Raw genomic sequence first — 14,350 nt, 5'->3', positions numbered from 1 at the left:
TCCTCTTTGCGACACACTGCATTTATTTTTGCACCGTATTTATAGATATTTCTCAAACCAATGACAAATTTGATCAAGTCTTGCTATGCGCATGATAGGTTGACCACTTCTACTTAATTCATGAGTTGCTCCAGGGAAACGAACAAACTCCACTTCCTTACGTAGGTGCTTTAATGTAATAAAAAGCTGTTCACCCTGTTCGATTGGGCACCGGAAATCACGTTCACCATGCAGTATTAATAATGGTGTTTCGATATTATTTGCGTATTTTAGAGGAGAAATATCCCAAAGTTTGGTTGGATCATCGAGCAAGTTTAAGCCGTGTTCTCCTTTCGTGAAGAAATATCCAATATCACTCACACCATAAAAGCTGAGCCAATTGGAAATCGAACGTTGGGTGACAGCAGCTTTAAAGCGATTCGTATGACCAACAATCCAGTTTGTCATAAATCCACCATAGCTTCCCCCTGTAACGCCAAGTCTTGTTTCATCGATAAAGCTATAGTTTTCTAATACATAGTCCACAGCATCCATTAAATCCGAATAATCGCCTTTTCCATAGTTGAATCTAACGGCATCAACAAATTTCTGACCATATCCATGGCTTCCCCGTGGATTCGTATAAAGAACGACATAGCCTTTTGCTGCTAAAAGCTGCATTTCATGAAAGAAAGTTTGTCCATACATCATATGTGGCCCGCCATGGATTTCCAGGATGAATGGATATTTTTTCGTTTCATCAAAGTCATATGGGCATAATAACCATCCCTGGATTTCCAATCCATCTTGTGCTGTAAAGGTAAGTGCTTCTGGCTCGGAAATCGCTACTTCCTGAAGGAACTTCTCATTCGCATTTGTTAATCGCTCCAACTGTAAATCCTTGTTAAGCTGGTAGAAATTGCACGGATTAGTAGGCGTACTAATCCCAAGAATAAAAGACTCGGCTTCTGGGTGATACGTAAAACTAAATACATGATTATTATTTTTATATAGCACGTTTAAGTTTCCGTCCAATGTTGCTTGATAAAGACCTGTGGCGCCAAAGTCTGTTGCAATGAAAAAGATTCGATTCCCGTCTGCCGACCAGATGGGACCCGTTGTTGCCGCGCCAAGTCGTGTATCACCTACCATCACATCACCGAGTTGTATGTCCCAATCGTTGCTGAGGGGCGTACGGCTTTTAGTTGTTACATCAATTAGAAACAGTTTGCTTAACGTTGCAGTGCTGTATTCAAAATCGTGACCAAAGCAGGCAATCTTATTACCGTGAGGGGAAAATTTAGCGTTGTAATAACTACTTTTTCCATTCGTTAATTTTGTTACTTCTTTTGTCTCCAAATGGAGTGTGAACAAGTCACTAAAACGTTCATAGTCGGCATCCGCATCGAAGTTAGCAGTAAATAAAATGGTGCTCGCATCTGGAGAACTATCTTGAAAACTGTGATCTGCATCTTTTGTCGTTAATTGTGTGAATGCTTTTGTTTCTAAGCTGTATTGGATAATTTGCGTTGTTTTATTATCGTGAAACCCGTTTGCATCTGACTTATATTTTAATCGATTGACGACAAGGGGCTGCTTCGCATTATGCTCCTTTTCCTTTTGTCGCTCTTCCGTTGTCAATTCTTTTTGGTCCTCAATATGATCTCCTTTGTCAAGAGAAGCATGAAAGAAGATGGATCTTCCATCTTTTGACCATAAAGGACTATAGGCGCCATGCTTAAATGCGGTTAATTGTTTTGCTTCTCCACCAGCTTTGTTTATTAGATAAAGCTGCGAAATACCACTGCGCGTTGATTGGAAGACCGCAATTTTCCCATCTGGTGAAAAATGAAGGTTATCGTTTTTAGTATTCTCAAAAGTCCATTGCTTTGCTTCAGTTTCGTCAAATTGTTGAAAATAAAGCTGTGATTGATACTTGTTTTCTTCATTAATTGTTGTGGAAACATATGTAAATGCTTTTCCATCAGGTGTATATTGTGGATCGCTGTATACTTCGATCTTTTTTAGGTCTTCTGATTTAATCGATCGTTTGGTATGAACCATAGAATTTCCCCCTAATTTAAAATTGTCATTCAAAGAGGAGAGAATGCTCCTCTTTGAATGAATTTTCACTTTATAAGAACTGTCTATTAGTTTAAACTATTTCGTGTTACGAATCAATTAGGAAATTCGGCGAATGAAGGTGACTATAAATGTGATGTATACTTATCATACATACGAAAAGTGACCCGAATCCGGGTCACTTATGCATTAAACTGTATGTTTTGTATTGTTTTCTTGTATCTTAGCATCCGTCTCATAAGCTTCTTGTAATTGCCGCGTTATCTTTCCTGGCTTTCCATCAGCAATGTCCAGATTATCTACTTTTACAATTGGTGTAATCTCAGAAGTGCTGCTTGAAAGAAAAAGTTCATCAGCGAGACTAATTTCTTCCACTTCAAAGCTTTCCTCAATGAAGGGAATATTTAATTCACCAGCAAATCTCTCAACTGCCATTCTTACACAGCCATGGAGAATATTTTTGTTAGCAGGGTGTGTATAGATCGTTCCGTCCTTTACCAAATATACATTTGAAGAGCTGCATTCGGTTACCAGCCCATCCTTATGGAGAATCGCTTCATAGCAGTTATTTTCCTTAGCAGCTTGCTTTGCTAATACATTCGGTAATAAATTTAAACTTTTGATGTAACAGTATTCCCATCGAATATCTCTTTGTGTAATTGTTTGAACACCATTTTGTAATAACTCCAAATTTCTCGGCTGGTCTCCTACATATGCATAGATATTAGGTAGAACATCAGCAGGAAAAATATGATCACGTGGGGCAGATCCACGTGTTACTTGTAAGTATACCTTACCGTCTGTAGTCATTTTATTTCGTTCAAGCAATTCTAATAATAAATGTGTTATTTCTTCTTTATTGAATGGTAATTTTATTTTAATTGCTTCAGCAGATCGAAATAAGCGATCCACATGCTCATCGAGTAAATAGTAAGTTCCGTGATAGATTCGAATTACTTCATATATTCCATCCCCGAATTGAAGACCACGCTCTTCAAATGGATAATGTAAATTATCACGGTGTGTAAACTGGGATTGTGTCATAATAATAGGATAAACAGACATACATAAAAGCCCCTTTCTCTAAGTACGGGTTCAAGAAGGGCAGAGGACTAAAATGTTTCCTGTCACATACCTTTTGAACATCCGTTTTTAAAAGCCTATTCCTAGTTTATAGCCTCTATCCTCTAAAGTAAATAATGAATTATTAGAAATTATTTAATAAAGTTTCGTCTTTATAGCAAAGGTTTCTCTTGTCAATTAAATTTTTTGTAAAGAAATGTTGAAATTACTATTGATTTGTTAAGAAGAGGTTGTTATAATATTATCTGTTAGCGAAAAATGAATAATGATTTGCGGGTGTAGTTTAGTGGTAAAACCTCAGCCTTCCAAGCTGATGATGAGGGTTCGATTCCCTTCACCCGCTCCATACATATGTGATAACGCAGTGTTTCGTAAAAGTAGGATTACGAAGCGTTGCGTTTTTAATTTTCACGATATTTCCAACATCTTCATACTTGAATTTATCATTTTTTAAGTAGTATTCTATAGGAAATTAATATTTAAATGATGAGGGATCACGATGAAAAACTTGCTTCAGCAACTAAGACAACTGAATAATAAGAGCTATAAAGGTTATAAAAGCATTCAAGGTCATTATCAATTTGACGACTATGACTTATATATAGATTATGTACAAGGAGATCCATTTGCGACACCGTCCAAGATTCGGGTTGTTATATCAGGGAATAGACGTTCGATTCGTCCGGAATGGCTGCAAACCCGAACTCGAAAAGTAGCTGTAGAGGATGCAATTGCACGAGTTGTAGGGAAGGAAACGGATAGACAGTCTTTTTCCGTGAAAGGTTCAGGGAAAAGCGGTATGATTTTCTTTGATCGCCCTGGACAGGAAGTTTTAGAACGGACGGCATTGCAAATTAGTCCAAAGGCGATAACAATTTGTATTTCTGTTGGTCTACCCGCTAATGGTCGACGCATTAATGCAAGAGAAGCCGAGAAGCTTTTTACGGCAACAATCCCATCTATTATAAAAAATTCTATATTTAAAATAACAAATAGCGAAATAGAGACGGCGATAAAGCTGGCTGATCAGCAGGAAGCAATTCTTAATGAAATGAAGCGGCAAAATTGGATTGCTTTTATTGCGAATGGGTCCATACTTCCGCGGGAAAGCGGCATTCGGAATACACCGCTTAAACATGCTGTGCCGTTTCAAAGTCCGAAAGCGTCTGAGGTTTCTATAACAATTCCACACCAAGCACATCCGCTAAAAGGAATGGCGATTAAAAAGGGGATTACATTAATAGTTGGTGGAGGATATCATGGTAAAAGCACCTTGTTAAAGGCTATTGAACGCGGTGTGTATTTTCACCAAAAAGGTGACGGGCGGGAATATGTATTAACAGATCCAGATGCAGTGAAGATCCGTGCTGAGGATGGAAGACAGGTTACTGCTGTCAATATTTCCTCCTTTATTAATAACTTACCAAATGCACAAGATACAGTATGCTTTTCTACAGAAAATGCAAGTGGCAGTACCTCGCAGGCGGCTAATGTGATGGAGGCATTGGAGGCTGGGGCAAAAACACTGCTGATTGATGAAGATACAAGTGCAACAAATTTTATGATTCGTGATTATCGTATGCAACAGCTTGTTAGCCAGGATAAGGAACCAATTACACCATTTATTGATCGAATTAAACAGCTTTCTAATCAATTTGGTATTTCTACGATTCTTGTTATGGGAGGATCAGGTGATTATTTCTCAGTAGCAGATTCAGTTGTAATGATGGATGAATATGTACCTTATGATGTAACAGATCGAGCGCGTGTGATTATAGAGAAGCATCCAATAGAACGTCAGGTACGTGCACAATCAGGTTTTAATGAAACAACCAATCGTTATTTTCAGCCTGAATCGTTAAAACTTGAAAAGGCAAATCGAATGAAAATACAAGCCAAAGGACTGTATCAAATTGTAATGGGGAAGACACCAATTACCTTTGATTATACAGAACAATTAATTGATTTATCGCAGACTCGTATGATTGCTGAAATAATACATTATTTGGCGCGTACAAATGACTTTAAGCATAAATCATTACATGAAATGCTCGATGAGATAGAACGTCAGTTGGATGCTGTTGGTTTGGCTTCATTCACTGTATTTAAAAATCAGCATCCAGGGGATCTTGCACGTCCTCGCAGACACGAAATTGCGGCTGTGTTAAACAGGATGCGAACAGCAATTGTAAAACAAAAGTAGAAGGGAGGTTGTTCAGATGCGAACAGAGCAATTGAAACAGGAGATTATTGATTATGCGAAGGAGATTGGAATAGACAAAATTGGTTTTGCCTCAGCAGATGTATTTGGGGAGCTGAGAGAGCGATTAAGAAGACAGCAGGAATCGAACTTTCAATCAGGCTTCGAAAAAGGAAGTCTAGAAGAACGCACAGAACCACAACGTCTATTACCAGAAGCGCAGTCAATCATTTCCATTGCGATTGCCTACCCTTCTCGTATGAAAGACGCGCCAAGAAGTACAAAAGAGGAAAGGCGTGGATTGTTTGCCCGCGCCTCTTGGGGAATTGATTACCACGTTGTCTTGCGTGACCGTTTAGAAAAGCTCGCAGCTTTTATCCAAGAAAAGGTTCCAGAGGTTAGCAATAAAGTAATGGTCGATACCGGTGAACTTTCAGACCGTGCTGTTGCAGAAAGAGCTGGAATCGGATTTAGTGGAAAAAACACATCGATTATTACACCCGAATTTGGTTCGTTTGTCTATTTAGGTGAAATGATAACCAATATTCCATTTGTTCCAGATGACCCGATCGAGGATAGCTGTGGTGATTGCACGAAATGCATGGACGCGTGTCCTACCGGTGCACTTGTTGAAGGTGGTAGATTAAACGCACAGCGCTGCATTGCATTTTTAACTCAGACAAAGGATTTCTTGCCCGACGAATTTCGAACAAAGCTAGGAAATCGCCTATACGGATGCGATACCTGTCAGCAAGTTTGCCCAAGGAATAAAGGAATTGATTCTCATATCCATCCTGAATTTGAACCGGAGCATGATTTGGCAAAACCCAAGCTTGAGCCAATGCTGCGGATTTCCAATCGTTCATTTAAAGAAAAATTTGGTCACATGTCCGGTTCGTGGCGAGGGAAGAAACCATTGCAGCGAAACGCGTTAATCGCACTTGGTCATTATAAAGATAAAACAGCGATCCCGGAAATGATTAGTGTAATGAAAGAAGATCCTCGTCCGGTGATTCGCGGTACTGCAGCCTGGGCTCTTGGGAAAATAGGAACTGTGGAAGCATTCCGGGCAATTGAGGCTGCTATGGAAAATGAAAAAGACGACCAAGTACTAATTGAAATGGAAAAAGGTTTAGAATTCAAGTATAAATCATGAATTAAATAATATTTTGTCATTGAAAGATTATGCCAAGCTTCCCCTCCATATACTTTTTGTGGAGGGGATTTTTTATGGAAGAAATAAAGCAGCTGTGGCTCGATTTTTTTCAAAATGAATCGGATGACGTTCCGGTTTGGTGGACACGTAAGCAGGCTTCTCTGAAAGACCGAGAAGCAGAAATAGTTCGGTTGAAAGTGAACGGAAAAATATTCCAAAGGCTCCATTATGATAACAGCACAAATTTCGATTATACATTACACCTTCGATATGTAATCAAACAAAAAGGACAGTTTCACGTAGAGGAGCAGCTTATACCATACCGCTTTCGATATGAGGGTGGCGTTGTGAAGAATCACCAAGGAATTGAAAGAAAGACTGCTACAAATAGAAAAGGAATCGAACAAGAATTGAAAACGAGGATACAAGAGGGAGAAAGATTCGCTTATGATCGTTTAGCTGCTGTCCAATATGCGGAGCGTTGGTGGAATAGTTATAATCCAGAATATCGCGTTTTTGATGTTGACTGTACAAACTATGTATCACAATGCCTGCGTGCTGGAGGGGCACCAATGTGGGGAGTCCCTGTGAGGGAGCGAGGTTGGTGGTACCAAACGGATAATTGGAGTTTCAGCTGGGCTGTGGCTCATTCATTAAGATGGTATCTAAGTGGATCGAATCAGGGTTTAAAAGGAAAGGAAATGGAGCGAGCGGATCAGCTCATTCCCGGGGATGTAATTTGTTATGATTTCCAAGGAGATGGCAGGTGGGATCATAACACAATTGTTGTTGCCAAAGATGCCTATGGAATGCCACTTGTTAATGCACATACGGATAATAGCAGGAATCGCTATTGGTCTTATGAGGATTCAACTGCATGGACACCAGAGATTAACTATAAATTTTTCCGAATTGGGGATGATTAGTGATATAATAGTAGGGTTAAAAATGAGGATGAAAATGACCGAGAAGTTTGAGGCGGCGAAGTTTTGAGTACCGGAACGTATGCAATTAATACGTGAGGAACGGAAAAGCAAGCCAACGAAGAAATTCGATGTGTCATTTTTACCGGAATTTTTTAACAACCTATAATAGTAGGGTTAATAAATTGTTAAGGAGAATGAATGTTGAGTTTACATGTCGTATTATATCAACCAGAGATACCTGCTAATACTGGAAATATTGGAAGAACGTGTTTAGCAACTGATACTACACTTCACTTGATTCGTCCACTCGGCTTTTCGACAGATGATAAGATGCTGCGTAGAGCTGGGTTGGATTATTGGAAACATGTCGATGTCCATGAGCATGATTCGATGGATCAATTATATGAGCAGTATCCAAATGGTGTCTATTATTATATTGAAAACTTCGGAACAAAGCACTATTCTGATTTTGATTATAGCAAAAAAGAAGAAGATATATTTTTTGTTTTTGGAAGAGAATCAACTGGATTTCCGAAAGAGCTTTTAGTCGGTAGAGAAGACCAATGCTTGCGAATTCATATGAATGATAAAGTAAGGTCACTGAATCTGTCGAATACGGCCGCGATTATTATCTATGAAGCATTAAGACAGCAAGGCTTTCCAAATTTGATATAAGGTAAAAAAACCCGTTCGGCAAATAATGCTGAGCGGATTTTTTAGGATATGTTACTTTTACTTCATACCATTATTGGTTTTTCTTAGGCACCCCAGGTTTTGCTTCATAGCCAGAAGTGAAAAAAGAAACGACGAATGTTAGAATAACACCCATAAGTAATGCTAATTTCATGAGAATTTCCTCCTTATTATGAAAATAAAGCGTTTTAATTGAATATGCCCCTATTATAACGAAATTATTTCAATAAGGAAACTATCATCCAATTTATTTGGTTGATCCCTCTAATATAAGTACTTGGAAAAGGCATTTTTTCCGAATGATTCCAGTGATAAAATTTGATGAATTTCCTCCTGTAATTTAATTAAAATTTGGAATAAATAAATATATTGAAAAGTATGTACATATATTGTAAGTGGGCTAAAAATAAGGTATATTAGTTGATGAAACGTAGTTACATATCTATAATAAAATTGAACCGTTTACATGGCGGGGGAAGTTAACTTCTAATGGGGGTATCAGACGTGGCAGAAAATGGAGAATCTGTAGAGAGATTCTGGGGGCAATTTCATGGACCAAACTCGGGGTATTTAGAACAACAGTATGAATTGTACAGAGAAGACCCTGAAGCTGTCGAACCATCTATTAAAGAGATGTTCGATAAGTATGGGGCTCCTGCATGGATGTACCAACAAGAAAATGCAGGGCAATCCGTATCACAAAACACATTAGCAAGTAGTGTAAAAAAATTAACCTCAGCGATGCAACTTGTTGAGGCTATTCGTCGTTATGGTCACACGGAGGCAGATATTTACTCGATTGGTGGCTATAAAGGAAGCAAAACGAACTTACTGGAATTGAAAACGTATGATTTAACGGAAGAAGATTTAAAAAGTATTCCAGCCTCCTGGGTATGGGATAAAGCTCCAAGTGATGTGGAGAATGGATTAGATGTTGTAAACCGTCTAAGGAAATATTATACGGGTACCATCACATTTGAATATGATCATGTGAATAACCATGAAGAACGAAAATGGCTTTTTGATTTAATTGAAAATGGAAATGCTAGACTTGAATTAACGGATGAGCAGCGAAAGGTAGTTTTAGAGCGGCTCGTAGATGTACAAGGTTTTGAACATTTCTTGCAAAAAACATTTGTCGGACAAAAGCGTTTTTCAATTGAAGGCTTAGAGGTAATGGTGCCGATGATTGATCGAATCGTACACTATGCAGCTAAGGATGGAATTGAAAATGTAATGATGGGCATGGCTCATCGTGGTCGTCTAGCCGTTCTTGCAAATGTTTTAGGGAAGCCATACGATAAAATTTTCTCAGAGTTTAACTACTCGAAAGATAAAGAATTGATGCCATCAGAAGGGTCAGCAGCAATTAATTATGGCTGGACAGGTGATGTGAAATATCATTATGGGGCAAAGCGAGAAGTCAGTAGTGGGGATGCGTTAAAAACCCGCATTACGTTAGCACATAACCCATCACATTTAGAATTTGTGAATCCAGTAGTAGAAGGCTTCGCACGTGCAGCACAAGATGACCGGTCAGAAAAAGGTTATCCGAAGCGTGATTTCAATAAAGCGCTTGCTGTTCTGATTCATGGTGATGCAGCATTTATTGGAGAAGGTGTTGTTGCAGAAACGTTAAACTTAAGTGGGCTACCTGGTTACAATACAGGTGGGGCGCTTCATATCATTGCAAACAACCTTTTAGGCTATACAACTGACCGGGAGGATGGCCGATCCACTCGTTATGCAAGTGATTTAGCGAAAGGATTTGAAATACCGGTTGTCCGAGTAAACGCTGATGACCCAATTTCATGCTTGTCAGCCATAAAAATAGCTTATGCATACCGACAAAAGTTCCGTAAGGATTTCATGATTGATTTAGTTGGTTATCGTAGGTTTGGTCATAATGAAATGGACGAACCAAGAACGACACAGCCGAAATTGTATCAAGAAATTGATAATCATCCGCCTGTAGCAGAGATATTTGCTAAAGCTTTGGAAGAGAAAAATATTATTGATCCAGGGGACTTCGATAAACTGAAAGAGGATGTCGAAACAAAATTAACCGACATTTATAAAAATATGAAAGAGCATGATATTGGTCAGCCAGAAGCAAAATTAATGCCTGAAGTGCTATTAAATGGGTTGGATCAGTTTGAAACTGCAATTGATCTGAAAACATTAAAATCCTTAAATAAAGATTTGCTGAAACGCCCGGAAGGATTTAATGGGTTCAAGAAAACAGAAAAGATTTTGAAACGCCGTGAAAAAGCTTTCGAAGAAGGAAATACGGCGGACTGGGGTACTGGTGAAACACTGGCATATGCATCTATTTTACGAGATGGAATTCCAATACGCCTCACTGGTCAAGATTCGGAGAGAGGTACATTTGCACACCGTCATATTGTGCTCCATGATACGGTAACAAATGAAAAGTATAGTCCAATGCACGGGTTAACCGATGCAAAAGCATCCTTTGATATTCGAAACAGCCCATTATCAGAAGCTGCTGTTTTAGGTTACGAATATGGTTATAGTGTTCATTCGCCAAACACGCTAGTTATTTGGGAAGCACAATTTGGTGATTTTGCGAATGCTGGTCAAGTAATCTTTGACCAATTTATATCATCATCACGTGCTAAATGGGGAGAAAAATCCAATATGGTTATCCTTCTGCCGCATGGTTATGAAGGGCAGGGTCCAGAACACTCCAGTGCACGTTTGGAAAGGTTTTTACAAATGGCAGCGGAGAACAACTGGATTGTGGCGAACGTTACATCATCCGCACAGCTTTTCCATCTGTTACGCAGACAAGCAGCGTTACGTGGGCGTGAACAAGCAAGACCTTTAATTCTAATGACGCCAAAAAGCAGTCTCATTCGTCATCCTAAAATGGGGGCGCCTGCTGAAGAGTTTACAACAGGGAAATTTAAAACGTTGCGTAACCAGCCAGGTTTAGAGATAAATAAAGAGAGTGCGACTCGTCTCTTAATCGGCAGTGGAAAAATCATGATTGATATAGAGGAAACAATGGAAGCTTCAGAACAAAGCTTTGAATGGTTGCGTGCTATTCGGTTGGAACAGATTTATCCGTTCCCGAAAAAAGCATTGGAAGAAGAGTTAAAACAATTACCGAATCTAAAAGAAATTGTCTGGGTGCAAGAAGAGCCGAAAAATATGGGGGCTTGGAATTTTGTGGATGATTACTTACGAGAATTATTACAAGAAGGGCAGAAATTACGCGTAATAAGCAGGCCAAGTCGTTCAGCACCAGCTGGAGGAATACCAAGTGTTCATAAAACAGCTCAAAACAAAATTATCAATCAAGCGCTAAACATATCTGAAGGGGGAAAATCCAGTGCAAGAAATTAAGATTCCAGAACTAGCTGAATCCATTACAGAAGGTACGATTGCAGAATGGCTCGTGAAAAAAGGGGATAAAGTAGAAAAGGGAGATCCGATTGTTGAGCTGGAAACGGATAAAGTAAACGTTGAAGTCAATTCTGATTTCTCTGGTGTTATTACCGAAATTCTCAGTGAAGAAGGTGACGATGTTTCCGTAGGAGATACGATTGCAAGCTTAGATGAGAATGGAGAAGCAGGCGGAAGTACTGCACCAGCCGAAACACCAAAGGAAGAGAAGCAAGAGGAAGCTGCGAAAGAGCAACCAGTAGAGGCTCCAAAAGCTCCAGAAGCAAATTCTGAAAAGGATCATAACAATTCTGAAGTGATTGCTTCTCCAGCGGCTAGAAAACGTGCGCGTGAGCTAAATATTGATTTGAGTAAAGTGAATGCCCGTGATCCGCTCGGTCGAATTCGTCCAGAAGATGTAGATGCCGCAGCACAAGCACCAAGTGAACCAAAAGCACCTAAGTCAGCTCCTGCTAAAAAAGAAGCGCCAGCAGCTGCAAATAAAACGGAGTTTGATAAGCCAGTTGAGCGTGTGAAAATGACCCGTCGACGTCAAACAATTGCTAAAAATCTTGTAAATGTTCAACACGAAACTGCGATGCTAACAACGTTTAACGAAGTGGATATGACTGCTGTGATGGATCTTCGAAAACAGCGTAAAGATAAATTTTTAGAGAAAAATGGTGTGAAGCTTGGCTTTATGTCCTTTTTTACAAAAGCTGTTGTAGGAGCACTAAAGGAGTTCCCATTACTGAATGCAGAAATTCAAGGTAATGAGCTAGTTGTAAAGAAATTTTACGATATCGGTATTGCAGTATCCACAGATGAAGGTCTTGTCGTCCCAGTAGTACGTGATGCAGATCGTCTTGACTTTGCAGGTATTGAAGGTGAAATTGTCAACCTAGGCAAAAAAGCGCGTGATAATAAATTAGGATTGAAGGATTTACAAGGTGGCTCATTTACTATTACAAACGGTGGTACATTTGGTTCTATGATGTCTACACCAATTTTAAATGCACCACAAGTAGGAATCCTAGGAATGCATAACATTGTTAAACGAGCAATGGTAATGCCGGATGATTCAATCCAAGTTCGTCCAATGATGTACCTTGCATTATCTTACGACCATCGAATTGTCGATGGAAAAGAAGCGGTTCAATTCCTTGTACGTGTAAAACAAATGCTAGAAGACCCATATGATTTATTATTAGAAGGTTAATAGTTGAATAGAATTAAAAAACCTTTGCTGTGAAAGTATCAGCAAAGGTTTTTTACGTGTTGTTTCACTGGAAAATCGCGATTACCATACGTCTCAAATTAATCGCTTAGTCCATATATCCACCTAATCCTCTAATTGAACCATCTGCAATTTCTGCCCAACCATATCCCAATTTAAAAATAATTAACGATGAAAAATCAATGACAATTGCTTTAATCTCAAGTTAACCATTGCAAAATAGTAGTGAAACGAATATTATAGTAAACGTTGGTAAAAATATACGGAAAGTAAGGGGTATTATATGGATAAGGGCTTTAAACTAAAACAAAATAATACAGATATCCGTACGGAGGTTGTTGCTGGAACAACAACATTTCTAACGATGGCTTATATTGTTGTTGTAAATCCTGCAATTTTATCTTCTGTAGGAATTCCATTTGAACAGGTATTTATGGCAACCGTTATTGCTGCTATAGTAGGTACTTTAATTATGGGGATTTTCGCGAATTACCCAATAGCAATTGCTCCTGGTATGGGGTTAAATGCATACTTTGCGAGTATTGTCGCAACGCAAGGTTTGTCCTATCAAGTAGTGTTTGGCACTGTATTTTTAGCTGGAATTCTTTTTATTATTCTTAGTTTGACAAAGCTGCGTGAAACATTGATTGGTGCAATCCCACCATCATTAAAATATGGAATTACTTCTGGTATTGGTTTGTTTATTGCTTTCGTCGGGCTGCGCAATTCAGGGATTGTTGTAGCGAATCCAGAGACGATTGTTGGGCTTGGTGATTTACATGATCCGATGATTGTATTAACCTTAGTTGGGTTATTAATCACACTAATTCTTTTTGTTATGAAGTTAAAAGGTGCACTATTCATCGGTATGCTTGCTACGGCAATCATTGCATATTTTACAGGACAGTTAACGGTGACAGGTGTTCTATCTGCACCTCCTGCACCAGTATTTTTTGATATGGATATAGGTGGCGTATTCTCAAACGGTCTTTATACAGTAGTATTTGCCTTTTTATTAGTAACACTGTTTGACACTACTGGAACAATGATAGGAGTTGCCGAACAAGCAGGGTTTATGAAAGACGGAAAAATGCCGCGTGCAAAGCAGGCACTTTTAGCAGATGCAACCGCAACGACTGTTGGCTCGATGTTTGGGACAAGCCCTTCAACAGCTTATATTGAATCTACCTCAGGAGTTGCAGCAGGGGGAAGAACCGGATTAACATCGATTGTTGTGGCAATACTATTTGCGCTGTCGATTTTCTTTACACCTATAATTTCAGTAATCGCTGGTTTGCCAGCCATTACTTCACCAGTTTTAATTATTGTAGGGTGTTTTATGATGGAAGGACTGGCTAAGGTTAACTGGAAAGCATTTGATGAAGCTTTCCCTGCATTTGCAGTCATCTTAACAATGCCATTCACATCAAGTATTGCAACAGGAATTGCTATTGGGTTTATAACGTATCCAATATTGAAGCTTGTAAGTGGTAAAGGTAAGGAAGTGCATTGGATTTTATATGTGTTTGGTGTGATTTTTCTTATCCAAATGGCCTTTTTCCCAACGCATTGATTAGAAAACT

9 protein-coding genes and 1 tRNA gene are annotated in these 14,350 nt (G+C 39.0%); 8 read left to right on the top strand and 2 right to left on the bottom strand.

Features of this window, described 5'->3' with window-relative positions; genetic code table 11:
* Positions 1–39: 39 nt before the first annotated feature.
* Positions 40–2,043, bottom strand: a complete 2,004-nt coding sequence (locus NST46_RS20925) for a S9 family peptidase (RefSeq protein WP_251660605.1) — start codon at positions 2,041–2,043, stop codon at positions 40–42.
* Positions 2,044–2,250: 207 nt separating this feature from the next.
* Positions 2,251–3,126: a D-amino-acid transaminase gene (gene dat / locus NST46_RS20920; protein WP_303448561.1), complete on the bottom strand. Its 876-nt coding sequence runs from the start codon at positions 3,124–3,126 to the stop codon at positions 2,251–2,253.
* 290 nt (positions 3,127–3,416) lie between these two features.
* On the opposite strand from dat, the gene NST46_RS20915 reads away from it, so the two are divergent.
* The 8 genes from NST46_RS20915 (at position 3,417) to NST46_RS20880 (ending at position 14,340) form a co-directional block, all read left to right on the top strand.
* Positions 3,417–3,490: transfer RNA gene (locus NST46_RS20915), tRNA-Gly, on the top strand.
* Between the two features lie 153 nt (positions 3,491–3,643).
* Positions 3,644–5,347, top strand: a complete 1,704-nt coding sequence (locus NST46_RS20910) for an ABC-ATPase domain-containing protein (RefSeq protein WP_341137706.1) — start codon at positions 3,644–3,646, stop codon at positions 5,345–5,347.
* Between the two features lie 16 nt (positions 5,348–5,363).
* Positions 5,364–6,500: a tRNA epoxyqueuosine(34) reductase QueG gene (gene queG / locus NST46_RS20905; RefSeq protein ID WP_341137705.1), complete on the top strand. Its 1,137-nt coding sequence runs from the start codon at positions 5,364–5,366 to the stop codon at positions 6,498–6,500.
* Positions 6,501–6,574: 74 nt separating this feature from the next.
* A complete protein-coding gene (locus NST46_RS20900; RefSeq protein WP_251660606.1) occupies positions 6,575–7,426 on the top strand; it encodes an amidase domain-containing protein in 852 nt (283 codons plus the stop codon).
* A gap of 201 nt (positions 7,427–7,627) precedes the next feature.
* Positions 7,628–8,101 carry a tRNA (uridine(34)/cytosine(34)/5-carboxymethylaminomethyluridine(34)-2'-O)-methyltransferase TrmL gene (gene trmL / locus NST46_RS20895; RefSeq protein WP_303448555.1) on the top strand — a complete coding sequence of 158 codons (474 nt, stop codon included), beginning with the start codon at positions 7,628–7,630 and terminating at the stop codon, positions 8,099–8,101.
* A 522-nt stretch (positions 8,102–8,623) separates the two neighbouring features.
* A complete protein-coding gene (locus NST46_RS20890) occupies positions 8,624–11,491 on the top strand; it encodes a 2-oxoglutarate dehydrogenase E1 component (RefSeq protein ID WP_303448553.1) in 2,868 nt (955 codons plus the stop codon).
* Positions 11,478–12,749 (top strand): 2-oxoglutarate dehydrogenase complex dihydrolipoyllysine-residue succinyltransferase, encoded by a 1,272-nt coding sequence (gene odhB, locus NST46_RS20885; RefSeq protein WP_303448551.1) that lies wholly within the window; start codon positions 11,478–11,480, stop codon positions 12,747–12,749. The genes NST46_RS20890 and odhB overlap by 14 nt, the downstream gene beginning before the upstream one ends.
* 301 nt (positions 12,750–13,050) lie before the next feature.
* Positions 13,051–14,340, top strand: a complete 1,290-nt coding sequence (locus tag NST46_RS20880) for an NCS2 family permease (RefSeq protein WP_341137704.1) — start codon at positions 13,051–13,053, stop codon at positions 14,338–14,340.
* The last annotated feature ends 10 nt before the right edge of the window (positions 14,341–14,350 follow it).

The sequence above is a fragment of the Oceanobacillus sp. FSL W7-1309 genome, assembly GCF_038002145.1.
GTDB lineage: Bacteria > Bacillota > Bacilli > Bacillales > Amphibacillaceae > Oceanobacillus > Oceanobacillus profundus.
This window is presented reverse-complemented; position numbering and strand designations above follow the sequence as displayed.